The sequence below is a fragment of the Pantoea sp. BRR-3P genome (genome assembly GCF_039621635.1).
In the GTDB taxonomy this organism is placed as follows: domain Bacteria; phylum Pseudomonadota; class Gammaproteobacteria; order Enterobacterales; family Enterobacteriaceae; genus Pantoea; species Pantoea floridensis.
This window is the reverse complement of the sequence record NZ_CP155067.1, coordinates 473,060-497,359: the sequence shown is the minus strand read 5'-3', so window position 1 is coordinate 497,359 and position 24,300 is coordinate 473,060. Positions and strand designations below refer to the sequence as shown.

The 24,300-nt window shown below is 54.3% G+C and carries 20 protein-coding genes; 13 read left to right on the top strand and 7 right to left on the bottom strand.

Annotated features, from left to right (window positions below; all coding sequences use genetic code 11):
• The first annotated feature begins 193 nt into the window (after positions 1 to 193).
• The gene (locus AAGR08_RS21860; protein WP_345830144.1) at positions 194 to 1,084 is read left to right on the top strand and encodes a MurR/RpiR family transcriptional regulator; all 891 of its coding nucleotides are present in this window, start codon (positions 194 to 196) and stop codon (positions 1,082 to 1,084) included.
• On the opposite strand, the gene AAGR08_RS21855 is transcribed toward AAGR08_RS21860, so the two are convergent.
• A complete protein-coding gene (locus AAGR08_RS21855; RefSeq protein WP_345830143.1) occupies positions 1,085 to 2,002 on the bottom strand; it encodes a DMT family transporter in 918 nt (305 codons plus the stop codon).
• A 216-nt stretch (positions 2,003 to 2,218) separates the two neighbouring features.
• Here AAGR08_RS21855 and AAGR08_RS21850 point away from each other — a divergent pair, with 216 nt between their 5' ends.
• Complete coding sequence (locus AAGR08_RS21850) at positions 2,219 to 3,133, top strand: alpha/beta hydrolase (protein ID WP_345830142.1); 915 nt, start codon at positions 2,219 to 2,221, stop codon at positions 3,131 to 3,133.
• Between the two features lie 137 nt (positions 3,134 to 3,270).
• Here AAGR08_RS21850 and AAGR08_RS21845 read toward each other — a convergent pair whose 3' ends face one another.
• Positions 3,271 to 5,442: a TonB-dependent siderophore receptor gene (locus tag AAGR08_RS21845; protein ID WP_345830822.1), complete on the bottom strand. Its 2,172-nt coding sequence runs from the start codon at positions 5,440 to 5,442 to the stop codon at positions 3,271 to 3,273.
• Positions 5,443 to 5,943: 501 nt separating this feature from the next.
• Here AAGR08_RS21845 and AAGR08_RS21840 point away from each other — a divergent pair.
• The 6 genes from AAGR08_RS21840 to AAGR08_RS21815 all read left to right on the top strand — a co-directional run bounded on the left by AAGR08_RS21840 (position 5,944) and on the right by AAGR08_RS21815 (position 11,686).
• Positions 5,944 to 6,840 carry an ABC transporter substrate-binding protein gene (locus AAGR08_RS21840; protein ID WP_345830140.1) on the top strand — a complete coding sequence of 299 codons (897 nt, stop codon included), beginning with the start codon at positions 5,944 to 5,946 and terminating at the stop codon, positions 6,838 to 6,840.
• The gene (locus AAGR08_RS21835; protein WP_097097740.1) at positions 6,837 to 7,760 is read left to right on the top strand and encodes an amino acid ABC transporter permease; all 924 of its coding nucleotides are present in this window, start codon (positions 6,837 to 6,839) and stop codon (positions 7,758 to 7,760) included. Before AAGR08_RS21840 ends, AAGR08_RS21835 begins: the two co-directional genes overlap by 4 nt.
• On the top strand, positions 7,753 to 8,514 hold the full coding sequence (locus AAGR08_RS21830) for an amino acid ABC transporter ATP-binding protein (protein ID WP_345830138.1): 762 nt from the start codon (positions 7,753 to 7,755) through the stop codon (positions 8,512 to 8,514). Before AAGR08_RS21835 ends, AAGR08_RS21830 begins: the two co-directional genes overlap by 8 nt.
• 161 nt (positions 8,515 to 8,675) lie before the next feature.
• Positions 8,676 to 10,961, top strand: a complete 2,286-nt coding sequence (locus tag AAGR08_RS21825; RefSeq protein ID WP_345830136.1) for a molybdopterin-dependent oxidoreductase — start codon at positions 8,676 to 8,678, stop codon at positions 10,959 to 10,961.
• Positions 10,962 to 11,048: 87 nt separating this feature from the next.
• Positions 11,049 to 11,321 (top strand): AbrB/MazE/SpoVT family DNA-binding domain-containing protein, encoded by a 273-nt coding sequence (locus tag AAGR08_RS21820; protein WP_345830134.1) that lies wholly within the window; start codon positions 11,049 to 11,051, stop codon positions 11,319 to 11,321.
• A complete protein-coding gene (locus AAGR08_RS21815) occupies positions 11,321 to 11,686 on the top strand; it encodes a type II toxin-antitoxin system PemK/MazF family toxin (RefSeq protein WP_345830132.1) in 366 nt (121 codons plus the stop codon). The genes AAGR08_RS21820 and AAGR08_RS21815 overlap by 1 nt, the downstream gene beginning before the upstream one ends.
• Before the next feature lie 198 nt (positions 11,687 to 11,884).
• Here the strand turns inward: AAGR08_RS21815 and AAGR08_RS21810 are convergent, their stop codons facing one another.
• Positions 11,885 to 15,598 (bottom strand): FAD-dependent oxidoreductase, encoded by a 3,714-nt coding sequence (locus AAGR08_RS21810; RefSeq protein WP_345830130.1) that lies wholly within the window; start codon positions 15,596 to 15,598, stop codon positions 11,885 to 11,887.
• A gap of 457 nt (positions 15,599 to 16,055) precedes the next feature.
• On the opposite strand from AAGR08_RS21810, the gene AAGR08_RS21805 reads away from it, so the two are divergent.
• Positions 16,056 to 16,178, top strand: a complete 123-nt coding sequence (locus AAGR08_RS21805) for a hypothetical protein (RefSeq protein WP_255438391.1) — start codon at positions 16,056 to 16,058, stop codon at positions 16,176 to 16,178.
• Between the two features lie 113 nt (positions 16,179 to 16,291).
• Positions 16,292 to 16,516: a hypothetical protein gene (locus AAGR08_RS21800; protein ID WP_345830126.1), complete on the top strand. Its 225-nt coding sequence runs from the start codon at positions 16,292 to 16,294 to the stop codon at positions 16,514 to 16,516.
• Here the strand turns inward: AAGR08_RS21800 and AAGR08_RS21795 are convergent.
• Genes AAGR08_RS21795 through AAGR08_RS21785 form a run of 3 tightly spaced genes read right to left on the bottom strand, consistent with a single transcriptional unit; the run spans position 16,513 to position 19,519 of the window.
• Positions 16,513 to 17,826 carry an MmgE/PrpD family protein gene (locus AAGR08_RS21795; RefSeq protein WP_345830124.1) on the bottom strand — a complete coding sequence of 438 codons (1,314 nt, stop codon included), beginning with the start codon at positions 17,824 to 17,826 and terminating at the stop codon, positions 16,513 to 16,515. The two genes, AAGR08_RS21800 and AAGR08_RS21795, sit on opposite strands and share 4 nt — an antisense overlap.
• Positions 17,826 to 18,977, bottom strand: a complete 1,152-nt coding sequence (locus AAGR08_RS21790) for an amidohydrolase (RefSeq protein ID WP_345830123.1) — start codon at positions 18,975 to 18,977, stop codon at positions 17,826 to 17,828. The genes AAGR08_RS21795 and AAGR08_RS21790 overlap by 1 nt, the downstream gene beginning before the upstream one ends.
• Entirely contained in the window at positions 18,974 to 19,519 is a 546-nt protein-coding gene (locus tag AAGR08_RS21785) for a GNAT family N-acetyltransferase (protein WP_097097749.1), read from the bottom strand. The genes AAGR08_RS21790 and AAGR08_RS21785 overlap by 4 nt, the downstream gene beginning before the upstream one ends.
• A gap of 476 nt (positions 19,520 to 19,995) precedes the next feature.
• Between AAGR08_RS21785 and AAGR08_RS21780 the strand changes: the two genes are divergently transcribed.
• From AAGR08_RS21780 to AAGR08_RS21770, 3 genes are read left to right on the top strand one after another with little or no spacing between them, the layout of a single operon-like run.
• Positions 19,996 to 21,066 (top strand): iron-containing alcohol dehydrogenase family protein, encoded by a 1,071-nt coding sequence (locus AAGR08_RS21780; protein ID WP_345830120.1) that lies wholly within the window; start codon positions 19,996 to 19,998, stop codon positions 21,064 to 21,066.
• Between the two features lie 31 nt (positions 21,067 to 21,097).
• On the top strand, positions 21,098 to 22,399 hold the full coding sequence (locus AAGR08_RS21775; RefSeq protein WP_345830118.1) for an LLM class flavin-dependent oxidoreductase: 1,302 nt from the start codon (positions 21,098 to 21,100) through the stop codon (positions 22,397 to 22,399).
• A 17-nt stretch (positions 22,400 to 22,416) separates the two neighbouring features.
• Complete coding sequence (locus AAGR08_RS21770) at positions 22,417 to 23,616, top strand: aminotransferase class I/II-fold pyridoxal phosphate-dependent enzyme (RefSeq protein ID WP_345830116.1); 1,200 nt, start codon at positions 22,417 to 22,419, stop codon at positions 23,614 to 23,616.
• Between the two features lie 110 nt (positions 23,617 to 23,726).
• On the opposite strand, the gene AAGR08_RS21765 is transcribed toward AAGR08_RS21770, so the two are convergent.
• Positions 23,727 to 24,128: an H-NS family nucleoid-associated regulatory protein gene (locus AAGR08_RS21765; protein ID WP_097097753.1), complete on the bottom strand. Its 402-nt coding sequence runs from the start codon at positions 24,126 to 24,128 to the stop codon at positions 23,727 to 23,729.
• Positions 24,129 to 24,300: the final 172 nt, after the last annotated feature.

Here is a 24,300-nt window from a genome sequence, read left to right as displayed (position 1 = left end):
GAGGCCGGCTTTCCTGGCTGTTAATAGCACCATTTTCATAATAAAAGTGTTATTTTACAGAGTGTTGTTTTTTTAAAATCAGGCGTTGTTGCTGAGGTTGTGGCAGACCGATAAGGTCAAAATGGCCAGTTTAAAACCACTTATTTACTACAGGCGTACAACAAATGAATCGCAGGATGGTGAGTTTAAACAGATGAGTACGAATAAAATTAAAAACCGTGTGGATGTATTAGGGGAACGTTATCGCCTGCGGTCGCCAACCTTATCATTAAGTCTGCAAACCGTGGCGCAATATATCCACGATAATCGTGAGGCAATAGTAGATGCTACAGCGATGGAAATTGCCGATGCGACGCAAACTTCTGATGCAACGGTGGTGCGTGCCGTTCAGGCGCTGGGCTTTGCCGGATTGCGCGATCTCAAAACCACCCTCAAAGCTTGGTTTGGTCCAGCAATGAACTCCGAAGAGAAGATGAGCGCGACCGTGAACGAATTGTCGTGTGATATCAACTCCGGCATCGATTTTGTGTTGGGTGGCCATAAGCGTGCGTGTGATGCACTTTCCGAACCGCACAATCGCCAGGCGGTGGCACAAGCGGTGACGCTGCTGATTGAAGCACGTCAGGTGGCGCTCTTTGGTATTAATGCATCGGGGATTCTGGCGGATTACAGCGCGCGCTTATTCACCCGCATTGGCATTCCTGCCGTTACCCTCAACCGATCCGGAATTGCATTAGCAGAACAGTTAATTACGCTGCAACGCGGCGATGTGCTGATCATGATGGCGCAGAAATCGGCGCACCGGGAAGGCATCACCGCGCTTAAAGAGGCAAAGCGGCTCGGCATGCCGGTCATTTTGCTCACCAACGCAATTGATTCGGCGTTTGCCAAAGAGGCGGATGTGATGATTAACGTGCCGCGCGGCGGTGAGAATGGCCGCATGCCGCTGCACGGCACGGTGTTGGTATGTCTGGAAATGCTGATTCTTTCGGTGGCTTCAGCGACCTCAGCGCGCACGGTCAAAACCATGAAACGCATTCAGGATCTCAATCGATCGCTGAAGCCCGGCGGAAAAAAGGCGTGATTACTTATTTACCACGGTGTTAACCGCAGGGCGCTTGCTGAATCCGTTGCTCGTCACCAACCACACCGCGCAGATAATCAGCAACGAGCCGCCGATAAAGCCCTGATTAATCTGCTCGCCCAGCACCAGCCAACCCCACAATATGCCAAAAGGCGGAATCATGAAGGTGACCGTCAGCGTGCGCAGAGGGCCGATATCGGCTAACAGACGGAAATAGATAATGTAAGCGAGGGCGGTGCAGAGGAAACCGATAGCCAGCACGCAGGCCCATACCTCAGGGAGCTGCCAGCTCGCGGCAGGTGTCTGCGGGGCGCTAAAGGCAAAGAAAGGCAGCAAGAAAAGCGATGCGCCCAGCTGGCTGCCAAATGCCACTTTGGTGGCATCAAGCCCGCCGCGAGCGCCAATCCAGCGTTTGGTCAGAAAACCAGCAAACCCATAGCACGCGGTTGCCACCAGACAGGCCACTATCCCCAGCACGAGTGCACTCGTGAGATGAGATTCCCCGGTAGTACTGATAAGGATAATGCCGGCAAACCCAGCAATCATGCCGAGAATTTTGCTCAGGGTGAATTTTTCGTCAAAGAAGGCGGCGCCGATCACCACGCCCATTAACGGCGTGGTGGCGTTGAGTATTGCTGAGTAACCGGCAGGTAAGACGTGCGCCGCCATGCAATACATCAGAAAAGGAATGGCAGAGTTGATAACGCCCAGCAGCATCGCCCATCCCAATTTTCCTTCAAAGCGTTTTGGAATACGCATAATGGCCATGATGATTAACAACCCCAACATGCCGCAAAATACCCGCAAAAAGGCCGTATTTACCGCGCCGAGTGCCGGTACGGCAATGCGCATAAAAAGGAAACTGGCACCCCAAATTGCCGCCAGCAGCAACAGTCGCAACAAATCCGATGTTCGCATAGGTTTCACAATTGTTATGAAATAGTCGCGCACAGAGTAGCAAATAACCTGTGATGAAGCGGTACCCATTATGTCGACCCGCTGACAATTAGGTAAAAAAGCGCGGATTATTTTAGGATTACCCATCGCGGCGTTCGTCAGGTAGTATTTAGAAATCGATCATTTCCTAATTTCGTTTAAATCGGAAATGAATGCTTCCTAAACTTGGAGAAGAACATGTCAGCATCCATCATGAAACCAGCGCCAGGTTGGGCGCAGCCCTTTGCGCAACTCGACGGATTTTCCCATCATTACGCCACCGTTGACGGCGTGCGGCTGCACTATGTGAGTGGCGGTAATGTCGAGGGTGATACGTTATTGCTGCTGGCAGGTTTCCCACAAAGCTGGTTCGCCTGGCGTCACGTGATGGCGCTACTGGGCGATCGCTACTTTATTGTCGCTCCCGATCTCCCCGGTCAGGGTGATTCCGATAAGCCAATCAACGGCTACGATACCACTTCGCTGGCGGAGAAAGTCCAGGGCTTAATGCAGCAGCTGAATCATGAGCGTTATTATCTTGCCGCGCATGATGTGGGTGCCTGGGTTGCCTGGCCCTACGCCTCGCTATTTGGCGCGCAGGTGATCAAAATGGCGCTGCTGGATGCCGGCATTCCAGGTGTGACCTTGCCAGAGGCGCTACCTGCCACACCGGACAAAGCATGGAAAACCTGGCACTTCGCTTTTCATCTGCTGCCCGATCTCCCTGAAGCCCTTATCGAAGGACGAGAAGAGATTTATCTTGAATGGTTCCTCAAGCGCAAAGCGGCCAGTCCAATGGTGTTTGGTGAGGAAGATATGGCGGAATATAAGCGGCTGTTACAACAAACTGGGGCAATTCGGGCAGGTATGGCGGCGTATCGTGAAGTGACAGTATCGGCGACGCAAAATCGCCATCTGCTGCGGGATAAGGGCAAATTAGCACTGCCGTTGCTGGCGGTCAGTGCCGATCAGGGATCGATTCCCGATATGGCGTTGCCGTTAGGGGAATTCGCGGCAAACGTTTCGGGAATCAAGATTGAGCACTGTGGTCACTTCATCCCGGATGAGCAACCGCAGGCGCTGGCGGAGGCGTTGCGGGATTTCTTTCGCTGATGTGAATCGTCCCGGTGCGCATCAATGCGCACCCTACGAAAACCTGGCTATATCCACGTAGGGCCACCATTCATGGTGACCGATTCACGCTTAACTGACCAGCATTACGCCATTGATGGCGACCTAAACCCGCTGAATCAAAACGACAGGGTCACGCCTGCATAATACGCCCGGCCCGGTTCGTTGTAAGTCGAAGCTCCTGAGTTCTCACGGTAAATGCGCTTATCAAACAGGTTATTGATACCGGCATTTGCCCGCAGGTTTTTCGTGACGTCGTAATTGAGATTGAGACCCACCACCGAATAAGGGCTGATCTCTTTCGACGTCATATTGCTGACATCAATCACTGTCTCAGCATGTTGACGCGGTTTCTGACGCCCATACTGCGTCCAGTTAATATTGGCGCTGAGATCGTCGGTCGCCTGCCACTCCAGCTGCGAGTTAATGGTGAACTCAGGGATCACCGATAGCGGATTGCCGGTTTTCTTACTTTCCGAACGGAACATATAAGTCGCGTTCGAGCGCCATTCTAACGTGTCGGCAATTAAAGGAATGGTCAGATTACCTTCCAGTCCTTCCACAATCGCTTTGCCACCATTCTCCCAGCGCAGCACGTTATAGGTCGGGTTAGAACTGGAGTAGATCGGCTCGGTGCCGGAGATAATCTTGTTCTTGTAGTCGTTGCGGAACCAGGTGATGCCCGCTACATAGCCTTCATGACTGAACTCGAGGCCAATCTCTTTATTGACGCTGGTTTCCGCATCAAGGTCTTTATTGCCCATCAGATAACATTGGCTAAGCCCAATTGGGCAGCCGTTGCCACGGGTCGAGAGCAAGTATCCGGGGGTAGATTGATAAAGATTTGGCGCTTTAAACACGCGCGCAATACCGGCTTTCAACGTGAAGTAATCACCCAGTCCTTGCGAGACGTTCAGGCTCGGACTCCAGTTGGCACCAAACTGATCGTGATAATCAAAGCGCAGCCCTGGGATCACCTCGGTGGTATCGGTTGCGGCAATGTTGTCCTCGAAATAGAGCGAACTAATGGTGGCGCTGTTTTTACTGCTGCGCTGCGACGGATCGCCTGAACTGCCCGGCAGGTTCACGCCCGGTGCGCTGGCCGATAACATCGAAGCCGGATCGTTGAGCTCATCGCGGTTCCACTCTGCGCCTAAGGTCACGGTTTGATCCACCAACAGCTGCATCGGGAAGTTGATTTCACCGCCAGCGCGATAGCTTTCCAAACGACTGGTGGCGTAAGTGTTGCTATTGATCATCCCTTCAGTACGGCCAGCGGTGCCTTCCTGCAGACGCGTGTTATTGGTCTTCTCGTAGTTAAAATTGAGTTTTGAGGTTCCCCAATCCCAGATTCCGTTATGCGCTATGCCGTAACTCTGACGATACATGCGGTTGGTTTCATCACCGTACAGGGATTCAACCAGGCCATCGGTGCTGGCGTTACTATTACTGTTTTGCGTATCGCCGGCGTAAATATTGCCCTGACGGCTGTAGCCGTAAGTGAAATCGATGATTTGCAGCGGCGTCATTTTCCAGGAGAGCACGGTATTGATGTCTTTATTGCGCACGCCTTCACGTCCCGCCGCGTAAGAACCATTTTCAGCGGTATTGATATCAAACGCGTCGGCGTCGGTGCGGTTGATATTGCCGTACAGCCGCATCGTCAACGCATCACCCGCCAGCGGGCCGCTAAGATTGAAGTTGGCGCGGCGCGTGTCGCCTTCTTTGCTGTTTTCAGGCTGGTTGGTATACAGCGACAGTGAGCCATGCCAGTCGTTGGTGGGGCGCTTGGTGATGATATTCACCACGCCGCCCGCTGCGCCCGAACCGTAGCGCGCAGCGGCAGGGCCGCGGATAACTTCAATACGCTCCACCATATCTGCGGGCACCCAGTTGGTGTCACCGCGTGAATCACGCTCACCGCGCCAGCTATAACGCACAGAGTTGCGTGAAGAGACGGGCACGCCATCGATGAGAATCAAGGTGTTTTCCGGGCCCATGCCGCGAATATCGATCTGGCGGTTATTACCGCGGCTGCCGCTGGCACCGTTACCGGTGAGATTCACACCTGGCATTTTGCGAATGATGTCGGATAGATCGTTAACCGGGGGATTTTTCTTGATGTCTTCTGCCGTGATGGTGGAGACGCCTGGCTGTTGTTTAAGCTCCTGTTCAGCAGTGACAATCATCGATTCGTCGTCTGCAAGCTTTTCCGTGGATTCTGCTGCAATTGCAGGCGACGTTAGCACTCCCGCTAAAAAAAGCGCCACCGGACGCTTTTTGCCACGCATGGTTACATTCACTTAGATCTTCTCCCTGTTTCATTAACAATTGTAAGCAAATGCGCATGATAATGATAATGGTTCGCATTGTAATCCAGCATGACAAACATTTACATAAGACTGACAACGCGGCGAGTGGCGGGCAGGCGAGCTATCCGTTAGATAAATCCGTTATGTCTAAGACGAAAATGGTCAAACGATGCGGCATTAGCAGGCCTTTGATTCGGTGGCAGAATCTGAATTTTGCATGTTAAGCCGCGCCGTTAAGGGCACGGAAATAGTCTTGTAAAAACGCGCACCCTGCTATTGCCACAATTCGGCAATAGATATGTTTTTTTCGCATTTGTGATCGTTGCATATCTTCAATGAGAATGTCCTTGGGACGTAATGAGGATGAAAATTCGAACCACTGTGCGCCTTGACGCAAGGTGAATCAGAAGAAAAAACCATCGCTACCTCAACGCCTTTTCCCTGTGGGGAAACATTTTATAAATCAGGAGAAAGGTTCCAGTGAAACTCGCAAAAGGCATGACTCTTTTTGCGCTCGCTCTGAGTGCACACACCGCGTTCGCCGCCGATCAATCCGTCCCAACCGATAGCTCAATCCATGTGCAGGCCGATCCTGCGCTGAAAAGCCTGCTACCGGCGGATGTGGTTAAGCGCGGCTATATTGTGGCAGGAACCAACCCCAATACCCCGCCAACCACCTTCTATAAAGAAGACAACAAAACGCTGGCCGGGCGTGAAATTGATATCATGAATGCCGTGGGCGAGCGTCTGGGAATCCAGGTTCAGTGGCGCGACACCGGCGGTTTCGACAACATTATCCCAGGTTTGAAAACCGGTCGTTATGATGTGGCTCTTTCCAACATCAACGCCACGCCGGCGCGCGCCAAAATTATCGACTTTGTCGGTTATTACGATGCCAGCCGCCTGGGCATTATCTCGCGTAAAGATGCCAACGTTGCGCCGTTCAAAGACCTTTCCGATGTTTGCGGTAAAGAAGTCGGTGCGGGTTCCGGCACCACCCAGGTCACGCGCCTTGAAGACGCCAGCAAAGCCTGTGAAGCCGCGGGTAAAAAACCCATTAAAGTTTCGGTGTTCCCGGATCGTCCTGCGGGCGTACAAGCGGTGGTGAGTGGTCGTGTACCGATGTTCCTCGGTCCGTACGAAGGTCTGCTGTGGCAGGTTAAAGTCATTAAACCATTGACCATGAGCGGTGAAATCACCGTCCACGATGCGCCAGTTTCTGTCGCCTTCCAGAAAGATTCTCCGCTGGAGCCTGCCGTACAGGCGGCACTGAACTCGCTGATCAAAGATGGCAGCTACAACAAGATCCTCGATACCTGGGGCATTGGATTTGGTGCGGTTAAACAAGCCAAACGTAATCAGGAAATCTTTCAATGAGTGATATTCACCACCACACCGACGATCTGAAAATCGTCGGCAAACGTTACTACGGACGCTGGCTGAGTGCGCTGGTGGTGCTGTTGTGCGTGGTGGCGATGGCGCACTCGATGATCAACAATCCACGCTTCGAGTGGAGCGTGATTGCGGAGAACTTTACCGGCGAATCGATCCTGCAAGGCGTCCTGATGACGCTGCAGCTCACCGCGATTTCCGTGGTGCTGGGTTTTGCCTTTGGTACGGTGCTGGCGCTGATGCGCCTCTCCTCTAATCCGGTGCTGGTGGGCGTGAGCTGGTTTTATACCTGGTTCTTCCGCGGCGTGCCGATGCTGGTGCAGCTGTTCCTGTGGTACAACATCGCCGCGCTCTATCCCACCATCGCACTATCCATTCCCGGCCTTGGTGAAATCTGGAGTACCCAATCGAACGCGCTGGTAAGCCCGTTTAGCGCTGCGGTGATCGCGCTGGTGATGCACCAATCCGCTTATGCCGCAGAGATTGTGCGTGCTGGTATTCAGAGTGTCGGCAACGGCCAGCTGGAAGCCGCGCGTGCGCTGGGTTATCGCCCGTCGCAAATTTTCCGTCACACGATTCTGCCGCAGGCGATGCGCGCCATCATGCCGCCTGCCGGTAACGAAATTATTGGCCAGCTGAAAACCACCGCGGTGGTCTCGGTGATCTCACTGCAGGACGTGCTATTTTCGGCGCAGATCATCTATCAGCGTACGTATGAAGTGATCCCGCTACTGCTGGTGGCAACGCTGTGGTATTTGCTGATGACCTCGGTGTTGTCAGTGGGGCAGTTCTATGTAGAGCGCTATTTTGGACGTGGCGTCACGCGTCGGGAAAAACGCAGTCTGTTGAAATCGCTGCCGGGTTTCTCGGCGGCGAAAGCAGAAAGGAGCGTCAGCAATGGGTGAAGCGATCGCCTTACGGAAAGTCACTAAGCGCTTCTCTGGCGTCACCATTCTTGATGCCGTGAACCTGGATATTCCTGCCGGTTCGGTAACGGTGATCCTCGGGCCTTCCGGGTCGGGGAAATCTACGCTATTACGCTGCATCAACCATCTGGAAAAACTCGATGGTGGCACCATTCGCATTGGTGGCGAGATCATTGGCTATAAGCAGAAAGGCCAGGCGCTGCACGAGTTAAGTAGCGGTGAGGTTGCGCGTCAGCGTGCCGAAATCGGCATGGTGTTCCAGCAGTTCAACCTGTTTCCGCACCGCACCGTGTTGCAAAACATCATCGACGCGCCGATGCGAGTGAAAAAGCAGAGCCGTCAGCAGGCAACCAACAAAGCGCTAGCGCTGTTGAAGCAGGTGGGGCTGTCTGGACGCGAAGATGAGTGGCCGCAGAATCTTTCTGGTGGCCAGCAGCAACGCGTAGCGATTGCGCGTGCGCTGGCGATGGACCCTGGCGTCATGCTGTTTGATGAGCCCACTTCGGCACTCGATCCGGAATTGGTTGGCGAAGTCTTGCAGGTGATTAAACAGCTGGCACACTCGGGCATCACCATGGTGGTCGTCACGCATGAAATAGGCTTTGCCCGCGAGGTCGCCGACAACATTGTCTTTATGGAAAGCGGCAACATTGTGGCGGCAGGGCCAACCCAGCAAGTGCTCGATGACCCGGAAAACGGGCGCGTAAGAAACTTTATTGCAACGGTGCTTTAGGCACCGTTTTTCTTTTTTAATGCCAGGACGAGATTTAATGCCGCTCAGCCACGCCCAGGTGCGCATTAATGCGCACCCTACAACATCCGCACCGGTTTGTGGTAGGGGCGCCATTTATGGCGACCAGTATGCATTGAGCTGAAGAGCATTAAGGAAAAAAAATGACGCAAAAACCGGTAATGCACAGCGCCCACTGGGGCGCTTTTCATGCCCAGCAGCAGGGCGACCAGCTCACAATTGAACCTTTTAAGGGCGATCCCGATCCCAGCCCGCTACTGCAAAATTTCCGTACGGCCTTAAACCACCCGGCGCGCGTTTCCCGGCCAATGATACGGCGCGGCTGGCTGGAGAACGGCCCCGGCCCGGACGATCGGCGCGGTAACGACGACTATGTGGCGGTGAGCTGGGACGAGGCTTATGCATTAGTGGCGCGTGAACTGCAACGCGTCGGCGACAATTACGGTCCTGAAGGCATATTCGGCGGCTCGTACGGCTGGTCGAGCGCCGGGCGTTTTCACCATGCGCAAAGCCAGGTGCACCGCTTCCTGAACACCACGCTTGGCGGTTACGTGCGTTCGGTGAACAGCTACAGCTCCGGTTCCGCGTCAGTATTGTTGCCGCATATCGTCGGCGACATGAATGAAATTGCACGTCGCGGCGTCAGTTGGGAAGAGATTGCTCAGCATAGCGAAATCGTGCTGGCGTTTGGCGGCCTGGCGCTGAAGAACTCGCAGGTTGCCAGCGGCGGCTTAAGCGAACATACCGAACGTGGTTTTATACAACAGGCGGCGCGGCGCGGCACGCGTTTCATTTCGATAAGCCCGCTGAAAAGCGATCTACCGGATGAGGCGAAGGGCGAATGGCTGGCGCTGCGACCGGGCACCGACGCCGCCTTTATCCTCGGCGTGTTATCGGTATTGATCGCCGAACAGCTGACGGATGAAGCTTTCCTCGCTCGTTATACCGTGGGTTGGCCAGAAATGGCGGCCTATATTCGCGGTGAAGAAGATGGCACGCCGCGTGACGCCGCATGGGCAGCAGAGATTTGCGGTGTCAGCGCCGCATTCATAGGTGATTTTGCGCGCCAGCTTTACGGCAAACGCGTGTTGGTGACGGTGGCGCACGCGTTACAGCGCGCCGAACATGGCGAACAGCCGGTGTGGCTGGGATTAGTATTAGCGGCAGCACTCGGTCAGCCGGGCCTGCCAGGCGGCGGTTATACCTATGCGCTTGGCGCGCTAGGACATTATGGTAAGCATCATAATCTGGTGAGTTTTCCCGCGCTGCCGCAGGGTAAAAATGGCATCGATCGCCTGATTCCGGTGGCGCGTATCGCTGATATGCTGCTCAATCCCGGCAAAAAGTTTGATTACAACGGCCGTCGCTTAACCTATCCGCATATTCGTCTGGCGTATTGGGCGGGCGGCAATCCGTTCCATCATCATCAGGATTTGGCACGGCTGCGTCAGGCCTTTTGCCAGCTGGATACGCTAATCGTGCATGAAATTGCCTGGACTGCTAGCGCTCGTCATGCAGACATCGTGCTGCCGGCCACCATGACGCTTGAGCGCGAAGATATTGGCGGCGCGCCTACCGATCGTCATCTGTTTGCGATGCAGCCGGTGGCAGAACCCTTTGGCGAAGCGAAAGACGATTATGCGATTTTCACCGAACTGGCACGCCGTTTAGGCCGTGAAGAGGTCTTTACCGAAGGACGTGATACGCGCGGCTGGCTTAAGCATCATTATGCCCAGCTGCAGCAAAAACTGGCGGCGCATCAGGTCGAGATTCCTGGCTTTGATCAGTTCTGGCAGCAAGGCGTGCTGGAATTACCGCAGCTGAAAGACGGTGGCCGCATGATCAATGCGTTCCGCGCCGATCCTGATGCCGCGCCGCTGCCTACCCCGAGCGGTAAAATTGAGATCTTCTCAGCCACTATCGCCAGCTTTAACTATGAAAACTGCCCTGGTCATCCGGTGTGGCGCGAACCGCAGCAACAACCGAATCCCGATCATCCGTTCTGGCTTATCGCCAATCAGCCGGCGACGCGTTTGCACAGCCAGTTGGATTTTGGGGATTACAGCTTGAGTAGTAAGCGCGATGGACGTGAGGTGTGCAGTTTGCATCCGGCCGATGCGGCGTCATTAGGTATTCGCGATGGCGAGATTATTGAGCTCTACAACGAGCGAGGTCACGTGCTGGCGAGCGCGCGCCTGACTGAAACCATCCTGCGCGGCGTAGTACAATTGCCTACCGGCGCCTGGTACGATCCGGTTGATCCTACCGCGCTGCGTCCGCTGTGCCGCCATGGTAATCCCAATGTGCTCACGCTGGATATCGGCACATCGTCTCTGACACAAGGCTGCAGCGGACAAATCACCGTGGTGCAGGTGCGGAAATACCGTGGCGAATTGACGCCGGTGCAGGCGTTTATTCCGCCGCGGTAAAAAGGGAACTAATCTCAAAAAACAAAGTGTGACTTTATCTCACTCAATGATAAGCTCTGTGTGACAAAGTTACACTTTGGAGGATATATGGCGTTAACCAAATTGCGTCAGCAAGGCGGAGCCGTCGTGCTGACAATTCCCAGTGATATTGCGGCTAAAGCAGGATGGCATGTGGGAATGGAGCTGGATGTCACTGCAACGGATGAGTCGATCAATATTAAACCTGTAAACCGAGTCGCGCGCGGCAGAAAAACCTTGGATCAACTGTTAGCTGGTATTGATCAGGATGAGATTCGCCAGTTTAACGAAGCAGTAAGTGATGATTTGCAGGATAAACCACAAGGCAAGGAGGCTATTTGATGATATCGCGTAGAGTTCCGCAGTTGGGTGAAATCTGGCACGTCAACGGCGATCCCGTTGAAGGCAGGGAGTTTAAAGGGCCGCATTATTATCTGGTGATTTCCCGGCGGGAACTCGTCGCCGCGCTAGGGACAGCCGTTTGCGTTCCGGTAACCAGTGGCGGAGCCGCCTCACGCTCGCAGGCAGTTACGGTCTATCTGGATGGCAATAGCACGGACAGCGGTAATATTACCGGTGTTGCGTTGTGCTACCAGCTTCGCTCTCTGGATCTCATGGCGCGTAAAGCGAATTTTGCCGCTAATGTTGAACCGCACATCATGGACGAAATCTTGTCAATGGTGGTGGACTTGATTGATCCGCGATAAAATATAAACGCGCCTTTGCGGCGTAATGCTCGTCAGTTAAGCGTGAATCGGTCACCATGAATGGTGACCCTATCTGGATATCGCCGGGTTTTCGTAGGGTGCGCATTCATGCGCACCTGCATAAACAGGCATTTTTTTGCTTAAGTGAGCGGCATTACGCCTTTGCGGCGCGGTTATCATCATTACTGCGTTTTTTAATTAAGCCGTGGTTTTACGGTTGTGCGTAATATCTTTAACTGTTTCCGCTGCGCGTTTTCCCGCAAGAAAGGCGTGATCGGAATTATAATATTCCCATTCGCTGTACCGCCCTGAGAGCTGTATTCCCTGCGTTGCTAGCCAGCTACGAATCAGCATAACGTTTGCCGTGCGCTGATGGTCGTACACTACATAGGCATAGGGCATATCCACAACGCTAGCGGTGAGAATCTCATCATCGGCGTTAATAATGCCGACACGAATACAATCCGCAATGCAGCGTTCTATCAGTGCGTCGCCTGCGTAAGGTAATGGCTGGTCGTCACGATAGGTCATTTCGCAGGTCAGACCAAAACCGCCCGGCGGATTACAGTGCGGGCTGGCGTTACCCTGTAAAAAGATGCGATGGAATAGGGTATCGCCGGGATAATAAATCCAGTGTTTATCACTTAGCGCGCTGCGGCCAATGCCGAGATTGACGCAGCGCACGGAGATATGACGCAGCTGCCTGGCGGCTTTCTGCACCGCTTCTGGTGCCAGACTCCCCATTAATCGTACCAGCTCCGGCAGCGGCAACGTACTGACCATCTGATCGTAATGGAACTGTCGGCCATCGCTCAATAGCACGCGTCTCAGCTGTGGCTGAATTTCGGCAACCTGCGCCCCCAGCTCCAGCGTGCAGGTCAGATGGGGCACGAAACCTTCCATCAACGCCTGGAATCCACCGCGCAGCGGATAGCCAAAACGTGCGTTGGGGCCGACGGGTTTCTCAAGCGGTGCCAGCGCACCGGTAATAATTTGCTGCAAATCGGGCAGCGGCACGCGTCCGCCGAGCCAGGAGGTTTCCATATTGGCCAGCGGCGTTTTCCACAGCTTCTGGTTATAGGGCAAGGCAAAATGACGCGCGATCCCTTTACCCCAGGTACGGAAGATAAAGCTTTCGAAATCTTCGCTCTCCTCTTTTGCCGCAAAGCTCTCCCCATCGGGGATGGCTCCGTCCGCGCAACAGTCGCGCCGCGGCGCGGTCGTAACCGCCTGCAGTGCGGCTGGCGGCGCACCGTAGCGTGCCTCAATGGCACCCAGCACGCATTCGCTAATCACGTCGGCGGGTAAACCATGTAATGCCGACTGGAACGGGTAGCGGGTATAAACATCATGGCTGTAAACCCAGGCCTCGCGGGTTTGCCAATGCTGATTCTCGCCGAGCAAAATGTCGTATAAACGCAACACATAGGGATCGTTGGAGAACATGATGTGCCCGGCATGATCGAAAGTGAAACCCTGATCTTCGATAGAGCGACACCACCCGCCCACCGTGGCGTTTTTCTCCAGTACCACTGCACCTGCGCCATAGTGATAACCGGCACTCAGTCCAGTTGGCCCAGCGCCGAGAATCAGGCATTCAATGGCATGTGGCGCCAGCGGTTGCGAACGTTCGCTGTTGGCATCGGGCTGCGTAATCTCTCGCTTGGGCAGCGCGGCAATATGCGCCTGCATCTCTTCGGCGGTGCGGTCCCACGAGGTTTCCGCCACTAACGCCGCCATTTTTTTCGCCAGCAGATAACGTGTCTCAACGGGCAACGTCAACGCAACTTCACAAGCCTGAATGAAGGTTTGATGTGAATCGGCAATAGCCACGACATCAGCGTAATGACGCGCGACATCGGCAATCGCGGTGCTGACGATGGGCAACTGCGCCGCCATATACTCCAGCACTTTGGTGGGACTGATGAAGCGAGTTGAGGGATTCAATGCGAACGGCATCAGGCAGATATCCCAACCGGCGAGGAAGTGCGGTAATGCCGCGTAAGGCTGCTGACCGAACCAGTGCAGATTATTACGCTGCGGCAACGTAGCAGGGTCAATTTTTACGACCGGGCCGACCATCACAATTTGCCAGTCGCGATGCGCATCGGCTAACGCGGCGATAAGCGCTAAATCCAGACGTTCATCAATCACGCCATAATAGCCAAGACGCGGCTTGGGCATATTATCCTGTAATGGATGGCTGTTACTGCGGTCCAGCGCCTGCTCGAAATGCGCCGCATCGACGCTGCTAGGACAGCAATACACGTGCGCGTGGCGATTTCTTTTCGCTTCGAACAGGCTGGTGCCGCCGGTAAACACCAGATCGGCACGGCTCAACAGGGCAGATTCACGCTGTCGTAACTGACGCGGTGCCTGATTAAAAGCCGAAAGTTCGTCCATGCAGTCGTAAATAATGGCGCTGGGTTTAAAGCAGGCCAACAGCGGCAGCGCCATCGGGGTGTAAAACCATACCAGTGGTGTTTCATCTTCATCGAGCAGATCGGCCAGCAGCGGCTGCAATACGGCGATTTGGCTATCATGAAAGCCAGGCGCCGCGACGCTAGTGTGCGGTTCAATGACCGTGACATTCGGGGCCGGTTGATACTGTCGTAACGTCGCCTCAGCGGGGTGGAAAATCGGCTCTTCAATAAATACGATGCGGTGAAACTGAGCAAGACGTGACAACAAATGCTGGGGACGCTGAAACACAAAGCCCCAGCGAAGATGACTGAATACCACTAATACCGACTGTTTCATAAAGCATTCCTCCGACCGATTGGCCGCGGTGACGAAACCCTGAAAGCGGGCGACTAAACGCTGTGATTGCCGTAGTGAGGCGGCATAAACCGAACTAAGAACGCGCTGGTGATGCGGATCGACATCCCATAGCCCGCTGCGAGGCCAGTGTGTGGGATCTTCCCAAAGTGGACGGTCGATAATGGGATAGAGACAGATGCCGTGGATATCGCATCCCGCCAGCTGTGCCTGAGCTACGTCGGCACTAACCTGTGATAACCATGCGGCACGTCCGCTGCCTACATGGCTGGTTTCTGCCAGCAAAATCGGACGCTGATAGCGCTGTGAAAGCTGCTGCAAAATCTGATGCAGCGGGATACGTCGTGCGTCACCTAAATGCCAGTCCAGCAGGCCGCCGGAATAGGTGAGCCACTGATTACTGTGGTAATAGTTAGCGCCTACCACATCGAGATATTGCGGTTTGCCGCCCAACTCCGGTTCACGCAGACCGGCGATCATGTCCCACGCCTGATACTGCGATGCATTAATCTCGGCTGTTCGCCGATGACAGGCTTCGTTCTCCTCATCGGACACCACGTGAATCAGCGGATCGCAGTGCAGAAAGCGGGCGCGAGGATCGGAAATAAGGATGGCGGCACAGCCCGCCAGCGTGGCGCGGATCAGTTGCCGCTTAATCGCGTCAGGATCGGCCTGCGTATCATGACCAAACAACCCGACGGAAATACCCCAGGACATAAATGAGATTTCATTCATCGGCGAGTAAATAGGGGCGTCGTCGTAATACTCCGCCAGCCAGGCCGCCATGCGCTGACAATAGGCGGCAAAGCGCGGCACAAATTCGGGGGAAAAAAGGGTGAGATCGTCGGGCCAGCCGTAATGGCACAGCGTCCAGTTAACTTGCACGCCAAAAGAGCGCGCCGAATTCATTCTTTTTTTTAAGCTCGCCAGCGTAGCTTCGGGCGCCGTTTCGGCCAGCCGCCAGCCAATACTTTCACGTACCGACGTAATGCCGAACTGCTGCAAAGCGGCATAATCATTATGGTATTGAGATAAATGATCATTAATCGCATTCATGGAAAGTTTTTCGCCGAAAGGATTGATATGATCTGCTCCCTCATAGCCGGCTTGCCAAAAGCTGGAAAATGGCGGCATGGTGTTCCCCCGGAATAATATTCAGGAAATAGAGATAAATAATAATGAGTTAATTATTAACAGCGTGATGAGTATTAATACTTAACAGTAAGATATAAATGCCGATTTGAACGAACACACATTCGGTAGCGGCGCAATTTATTGCACGATGAATCGCGCCGCTACCGTATGTGCGGTAATTGTTTGGACCACTCTTTTATTAGTGAAACGTTAGGGGTTTAATTATGAAACTTATTTTAAATTATAACCACGGTTTAGCTTAACGCAAATTACTGAGCTAAAAATAAAATAAGCACAGCGCTAATTAAATTTATTTAAGTGAAGCGGTAGTCGAAATTAAGAATAGTGTTATTTAAATATTTCTTACGCTTAGCTCACATATTGAAAAGAACGCCTTCGGCCTATTTGGCGGCATTACTACACTTAACTCACCCAATTCGGGTTTATGGAGGTACTTATGTCAGAGCGTCCAGATGATGATGTCATTCCTTTACCCGGTGATGATGAACCCTTACCCGATGAAGATGATGATCTACCTCGCGACACAGAATTTCCCGAAGATCAGCAGCCTAAAATCTGAAACAGAGTGAGCCGCCGCTGGCGGCTCACTATTTCGATAGCACTCTGCGGCAATTACCTCATAATACCTCTCCAGGATTTCATTTTATTTTTAACAGGTAAGGGAGAGGTATTATGGTCAACGACTATTTCACACAGCCAGCGCTGGGCGTCACGGTAGAACAGCATAAGCGCACCGTGGCAGTTGCGGCAGCGTTAGCCGTGGCTAAAGAGTCGGTGAGCGCGTCTACTGCGGCCAGTGGTTCAAAGGCATCATGGGATTTGCAAGCCGTAGCGAACGAAATCGCTAATCTTGCTGATGCCATTCAGGATGCGTTAGAGCCTGTTGAAACGCTCTAAAGTAGTAGCTGTGTTAAGGCGGTGAGTTCCGCCGTGCTGCGCAAGTTGCTGCTCTCTAACAACCGCTGCTGGCGCTGCGGCGTTTCCTTCAGCAGCGCCGCACGCAGCTTCCCGGCGACATCTACCGTATCAGCTAGCGATTGCTGGCGTGTGCGGCGATGCTGCAACTGCGTGCCATCGCGCAACGTCAACGTCACCACATGAAAACGCAGCGCCGGATTAATCGCATCCGGCGGCGCGCTTTCATCCGGCGTACGCCGCACTTTGGACGCCAGTGGCATCACGGCGTGATTCAGATCGCCTTCGGCGAAATCCTCCAAACGCAAATCGTTGTACATCAGCATCGCCGCAATCACATATTCCAGGCTGAACCGTGCTTCAATGCCGTTGGTTGGCACACGTACCGAGGCGGCGATATCACCACCCGGCGGAAAAGCGACGCTGATATCGCTGATATTTTCCAGCAGTGAATCCAGTGATTTGCCGCTTGCCAGCCACGCCTGGCGTAGGATGCGCGTGGCTTCGGCGGCGCTGTGCGTACCGGCGCAGGTAGGAAAAGGCTTGAACTCCAGCCCCGGCGTCACGATGCGCCACGGTTGCGCCCAGTTTTCAATCAATTTTTCTGGCCGCGCCTGACCATTGCTGGTGGCGGTAATAAAGGCTTCGATTACGCCGCCTTGTCTGCCATCAAACCCAGCCAGCGTCAGCTGTGCGGCAGTCACTGCGCGTTCAGCGGCGAAACCTGCATGCAATGGTTTTACCGCCGATCCAAACTGCGCACGTAAGCCGCTGGCCTGCGTAGCCGCAATGCCAAGCAGCGTTGCGGTTGCCGACGTATCCAAATGCAGTAGCCGGGCGAGCGCGGCGGCGGCGGCAAGGGTGCCCAGCGTCGCAGTGTTGTGATGGCCCAATGCATAATGCTGTTGGCTTACGGCAACGCCTAGACGACCCGCAACTTCCACGCCTATCGCGTAGGCATCAAGAAAATCGTTCAGTTCAGCAGGCTGTTGCTGTTGCCAGGCGAAGAGCGCGGGCAGAATTACCACGCTGGGATGCCCACGAAAATCGGCATGGAAATCATCGTAATCCAGCGCATGGCTGGCATAACCGAGTAGCAGCGCGTGGGAGCGCGTGCCGCCGTCGCCGTAAACGCGGCGCAGCGCCGGTAAACCGCTATCAGGTACCTGACCTTGCAATACCGGCCAGCTGACGGCGAGAAAATCACGCACGCCGTTGCGCGCCGCATCGCGTGCAGCGTCATCCGGTTGGCTGTTAACAATGCGCTCAGCCAGCGCGGCAGTCAGATTCATCAGCTGGCACGCTCCAGGCTACGCAATGCCGCGACGGCAAGGTTAGCGAGATAGCGTGCTGTGGGCAGTAGCACATCATCATTAATACGAAACGCCGGGTGATGCAGGGCATAGGGCTCACCGGTGCCAATCATCATGAAGGCGCCGGGCAGCTGCTGCTGGTAAAAAGCAAAGTCTTCGCCGATCGGGCTGGCTTCCACCACGCGCGCCTCAAATCCGCTTGCGCTGGCTTGCTGCAGGGCGAAGTCGGCCCAATGTGCATCATTCACCACCGATGGCGGACCCGCATGCCAGTTGAAGGTCACATCAGCAGCAAAGGCCGCGCCGATACCCAGCACAATTTCCCGGAAGCGCTGCTCCAGCCGTTCGCGTGTCTCCTGTGAGAAGGAGCGCACCGTACCTTCCAGCCAGGCGCTATCAGGAATAACATTCCAGGTGCTGCCGCTGTGAATCTGCGTTATCGACACCACTGCGTTATCACCCGATGGCGCATTGCGGCTGATAAGCGTTTGCGCCGCTGAAACGATTTGTGCTGCGATAACAATCGGATCGTTACCTTGATGGGGTTTAGCCGCGTGGCTACCGATGCCGGTAATGCTGATATCAAAACGGTCGACTGCTGCGGTCAACGGACCGGCTTTACTGCCGATCACGCCCGGTGGCAGTGAAGGATCGTTATGGATGCCGAAAATAGCCACCGCGTCGTTCAGCGCACCGGTGGCAATCACATCGGGCGCGCCCTGGCCGGTCTCTTCGGCGGCCTGGAATAAAATGCGCACGCGGCCCGGCAAGGTATCTTCCTGTTGTTTCAGTAAGATAGCCGCCCCAAGCGCCGCCGAGCTATGGAAATCGTGGCCACAGGCGTGCATCACGCCGGGACGCTCAGAGCGAAATGTCACATCAGATTGCTCCTCAATCGGCAACGCATCGATATCGGAACGTAACACCATCAGCGGGCCTTGTTCGGGGCCAATTTCGGCCACTAAGCCGGTTTTGAGCGGCAGATCCAGTACGCGAATACGGTGCTTTTCCAGCTGCTGCCGAATGCGTGCGGTGGTTTCAAACTCTTCATTAGAAAGTTCAGGAAAACGGTGCAGTTCATGGCGGAAAGCGATCAGCTGTTCGCCTAATGTGTCGAGTTGTTGGCTCATGGTTTCATTCCTTGTTGAGCGGCCAGACGCGTTAACCACGCATCATGGGCGGCTTCATCCAGTACTTTTTTCATATATTGAGTAATGTGACCTTTGCCGAGATCGGTGGTGTGCATCAGCTGAAAACCGCGCTTTTGGTACATGTCGATCAGCCACGGATGGCTGGTTGCGGTGCCGAGCGAAACGGCAGGGGCGCGTAATTTGCCCCGCAGGATCTCTTGCTCGAGACGATCTTGTACCTGTCGCCCATATTGCAGGCCGGGATAATCGGGATGCGCGCCAAACCAGCCAATGTGCGGCAGGCCAAACGGGCCGGGAAGCGGGCCCCACGGATAGCGCACGGTGACCGACGAGACCATGACATCATCAGCATACAGCGCATAAACGCCGTGGCTTTGCAAGTGACGCAGCGTTTTAGCGCGATCGGCGGTGGCGGCATCAAATTTGATGCCCAGCGCCAGCGTCGGCGCATAAGCGGCATGCATCAGGGCCTGATAAGTTTCCACCTCGTCTTCTCTAACCTGACGAAATATAAGTGACATAGATATCCCCGGATAAACCGCCAGCTGGCGGAGAAAAGCAAAGAATGCGCGTTTTTATTGGGTCGCCATGAATGGCGTAATGCCGCTCACTTAAGCAAAAAAATGCCTGTTTATGCAGGTGCGCATGAATGCGCACCCTACGAAAACCCGGCGATATCCACGTAGGGTCACCATTCATGGTGACCGATCCACGCTTAACTGACGAGCATTACGCCATGAATGGCGACCTTGCAGGCGGCTATTTTGCAAACCAATGGAAAGAGATCAGATTACCAGCAAAGCCAAGCTGCGCTATATGTGAAAACTAACTAAGCTAATGCGAATTTGTGAAAATGAAATCGCCCGTTTTGCATTGCTTAAATCGTTATTTACCGTAGTATGCAGAAAATACATAGCGCTATAACTATTCTGTATTAACCCTCTGAATTATCTTAATTTTAATTCGTTATAGCCTTATTCTTAATCAGGGTGAAGCCGTGTTAGCAATCAAATCTCCGCGTGCTTATGCACATGAATCCGGTTTGCGCGCGCGCGCCGGAGAATTAATAAAACCTTACGCCTCACATATCCGTATTTTTACTTCTCCCCGCGCCTGGCAGGCGGTCAATCCCGCATTAACACAAAGTCTCGCAGCCGAAGGTATTCGCTGGGAAATAGAGTATCTGCCGGGTGAATGCACCGATGCCGCCATTGAAACGCTGAAGCATAATGTGGAAAGCCAGGGCGCTGAGCTGCTGTTGGCAGTCGGCGGCGGGCGTGTACTGGATGCGGCCAAGGCCGTTGGTAGCCAACTGCCCGACCTAAAATTGATCAATTTCGCTACCGTGGCCGCCACCTGCGCCGCGTGGTCGCCGGTAGCGATTATTTACAATGAGCAGGGCGGGCATGTGCGCAGCCAGCCGCTGGGCAAAATGCCGGATCTGGTGCTGGTGGATAGCGAAGTGATTGCCCGTAGCGATGTGCGTTATCTGAAAGCGGGTATCGTTGATGCGCTGGCGAAGTACTATGAGTTCTACCCTTATCAGCGTAACAATCCCCACGATCTGGCACTGGATCTCAAAGTGATGACCGCGCGGCGCGCACTGGATCGCTACCGTGAGCTGGGTGCCGCAGCGGTGGCAGCAAATGCGCAGCAGCAGGTGACGCCTGAGCTGGTGCAAATCATCGACGCCAATATCGTTCTGGCGGGGCTGGCGAACAGCGTGCGTGACGTGTTGCCAACGCCGGGATTCGCTCACGCAATCCATAATCGTCTGACCCATCAACCGGACCTACACGCGTGGCTGCACGGGGAGAAAGTGGGCTTCAGCCTGCTGGTGCAATCGTTAATTGAGCATGACGGCGTGCCGGACAACGAACTGCTGACGCTGCTGCGTCAATACGATATGCCTTTAACGCTTGCGCCATTAACCGGCGATCGCGCGGCCATCATCCGCACTATCGCTGAACAGATCAAATTCCCGTCGGCCAGCGCCGAACGCCTGCCGTTCCGCATCACTGCCGATGCGCTGGAGCAGGCGCTGCTGGCGACCGAGAACGCCTTTTAAACGCCTCACTTTTATTTACCAGGACAAATTCATGGCTACTTCACAACAACAACGCCACATCCGCTTAGGTCTTTTTGTTCAACCGGTCGGACAACACGTCAGCGGCTGGCGTTTGACGGAAAAGCTCGGCGATCCTACCGACATTGACTGGCTCATCACCCTCGCGAAAAAGGCCGAAGCCGGTAAATTCGATCTGTTCTTCGTCGGCGATGCGCTGGCAACCAGCATGTATCGTTTGCCTTCAACCATGGCGCGTCTGGAACCGCTGACCATGCTTTCGGCGCTGGCAGTAAATACCAAGCGCATTGGCCTGGCGGCAACGGCGTCCACCACCTTCAGCGATCCGTTCACCATGGCGCGCAGCTTCTCTTCGCTGGACCATATCAGCCGCGGGCGCGCAGCCTGGAACGTGGTCACCTCGTTCTCTACCGATGTGGCGCGTAACTTTAGCCGCAGCGATATGCCGAACCACGCTGAGCGCTATGCGCGCGCACGTGAATTCCTTGAAGTGGCGGAAAAACTGTGGGCCGGCTGGGAAGAGGGTGCAGTGCAGCCCAATAAAGAGACGGGCAGCTACTTTGTAGATGAGAAAATTCAGCCGATTAATCACCAGGGAGAACATTTCCAGGTGCAAGGGCCGCTGAATATCACCCGTTCACCGCAAGGTCGTCCGGTGATCATTGAAGCGGGTTCGTCTGCGGATGGTCAGAAACTGGCTGCTGAAACGGCAGAAGTGATCTTCACCGCGTCGGCCAGTCTGGAAGAGGCACAAACCTTCTATCGCTCGCAGAAGGATCAGGTGATTGCAGCCGGTCGTAATCCCGACCACGTAGTGATCATGCCGGGTGTCATGCCGATTGTTGGCCGCACGCGAGAAGAAGCTAAAGCGCTGTGGAAAGAACTCAATACGCTGGTGGATATCGAAAATGGTCTGCGTCAGCTGTCGCTGCGTTTCAGCATGGATCTCAGCCAGTTCCCGCTGGATGGTCCGGTGCCGGAAGTGCCGCTGGGTGAAGGTAATCAAAGTCGCGTCAAATTGATGACGGATATGGCGAAGCGTGAAAATCTGACCCTGCGCGAGCTGGCAGCGGTGGCAGCAGGATCACGCGGACATCGTGTAATTGTCGGTACCGCAGAAGACATCGCCGATGATTTCGAGCTGTGGCTGAAAGAGGGCGGTGCCGATGGCTTCAATATCATGCCGGCCATTATGTCCGAGCAGCTCGACCTGTTCGTCGAATTGGTGATCCCGGAACTGCGCCGTCGCGGTCTGTTCCGCGAGGATTACGCGTTCGCCACGCTGCGCGAAAACCTCGGTTTGCCGGCGGCTTAACCCATCAGGAGCATCACATGGTCACCTTATCGAAGCGTGTGCAGTCCGTGTCGCTCTCGGCTAATGCGGCGGCGCGGCAGCTGACGCGCCAGCTGAAAGAGCAGGGCGTGGATATTCTCGATCTCACCACCGGTGAGCCCGATTTCGATACGCCGTCGCACATTCGTCAGGCGGCGGTGGCGGCGATGGAAGCGGGTGAAACCCGCTACACGCCCACCAACGGCACTGCACCGCTGCGCAAGGCGGTGCAGGCCAAATTACACAATGAAAATCGGCTCGATTATGAACTGGGACAGATTTGCATCGCCAACGGCGCCAAGCAGATCATCTTCAACGCTTTTGCCGCCACGCTGAATGAAGGCGATGAGGTAATTGTGCCGGTGCCCTATTGGCCGACCTTTCCAGATAGCGTGCGGTTCAACGGCGGCGAAGCGGTTCTCTTAACCTGCCCGCTCGAGCAGCATTACAAACTGCAGCCGCAGCAGCTGGCACAGGCGATCACGACGAAAACTCGCTGGCTGGTACTTAACAATCCGGGCAATCCATCAGGCATGGCCTACAGCGCCGAAGAATTGACCGCGTTGGCGACGGTACTGCGCGATCATCCCGATGTGTTGATCATGCTGGATGAGCTTTACGAGCATATTCTGTTCGATGGTCGGGAACATGTTAGTTTGCTGCACGTGGCGCCCGATTTAGTTGATCGCATTCTGCTGGTAGGCGGTGCGTCCAAAACCTACGCCATGACCGGCTGGCGCATTGGCTTCGGCGCGGGCCCTAAAGCGTTGATTGATGCCATGGTGGTCGTTCAGTCGCAAAACAGTTCTGGCGCGTGCGCCATCAGCCAGGCCGCTGCGGCGGCGGCATTCAATGGCGGGCTAGATTTCCTTACGCCGCAACGTGAAGCTTATCAGGATCGTCGCGATGCGATAATGGCGTTACTCAAACCGCTGGCAGAGATTGAAGTATTAAATCCGGACGGTGCGTTCTTTATCTTCTGTCGCTGCGCCGGTTTGCTCGGCAAAACACGTCCAGATGGTCAGAAGATTGAGAGCGAGCAGGATGTGCTGAATTATCTGCTGGAAAGCGGCGTGTCCGGCGTAGCGGGCAGCGCTTACGGTTTATCACCGTATTTCCGTTTGTCGATTGCCACCGATATTGACACGGTGCGTGAAGCGGGGCGGAGAATTGCGCACGCTTGCGCCGTTCTGAAATAGGTCCATGTTCATCGCGCGGGTGTTAAATAGCAGCGCTCTATTATAAGAGCGCAAAAAATCGCACCGCTCCGGAGAAACAATAGGTGGACAATGACGTCCACCTAATTAATTCAGATTAGAAAATCATCCAGCGAACCGCCCGCATCAAGGGCTGCTTTAATCGGTGATGGCGTGCGGCCCTGGCCGGTCCACAGCTTTTCCTTACCCTGTTCGTCGATAAATTTATACTTCGCGGGACGCGGCGCACGTTTAGCTTTCGCTTTCGTTGCCTGCGGGGTTAATTGCGCAAGGTCATTAATATCGATGCCATCCTTCAGCAGCATCTCTTTATACTGCGCCAGTTTCTGTTCTTTTTCGCGCTGTGCGGCATTCTCTGCGGCGACTTCTTCGCGGCGCTCTGCCACTACCACGGAAAGTTTTTCCAGTACTTCATCTAATACGGCAATATCAATATCACGCGCCTGGGCACGTAGCGTACGAATATTGTTCAACGCAATAAGTGCATCGCTCATGAATAAATCCTTATTATTGGTCTAAGAGGTATGAAGCAGGTATTCTACGAGACTTTAAACCAAATTAAAATAATTTCATGCAGGCAGAATTGTCCGGAAAATAAGATAGCATCAGAAATGTCTTTATATTTTTCATTATTTAGCAAGGTTATTGTATTTATTATCGCCGAAA